Origin of the sequence: uncultured Psychromonas sp., assembly GCF_947489755.1 — a bacterium.
Classification (GTDB): domain Bacteria; phylum Pseudomonadota; class Gammaproteobacteria; order Enterobacterales; family Psychromonadaceae; genus Psychromonas.
Genome location: NZ_CANLFB010000104.1, coordinates 1 through 242 on the forward strand (window position 1 = coordinate 1; position 242 = coordinate 242).

Below are 242 nucleotides of genomic sequence, written 5' to 3' on the forward strand. Positions count from 1 at the left end.
TAAGTGCCCGTCACTGTCGCTGCTGTAAAGGTTGTCGTGTCAGTGGTATCAACATCGCTTAGCGATAAGGTACCCGTCGTTGTTAACGTAGCTGCATCCGCATCTTCAGTCACTGCGCCAGTATCGTCACCAGTCACAACAGATAAGTCGTCAACACCGTTGATAGTAATAACAATTGCTTGTTCAACACCATCACTGGTGGTCACCGTAATAGTATCGGTTAATGACTCACCGTCATCTAA

1 protein-coding gene is annotated in these 242 nt (G+C 46.7%); it reads right to left on the reverse strand.

Annotated elements, in window-relative coordinates:
* The coding region (locus tag Q0794_RS18190) for a VCBS domain-containing protein (protein ID WP_298944295.1) at window positions 1-242 on the reverse strand (242 nt) is incomplete at both ends.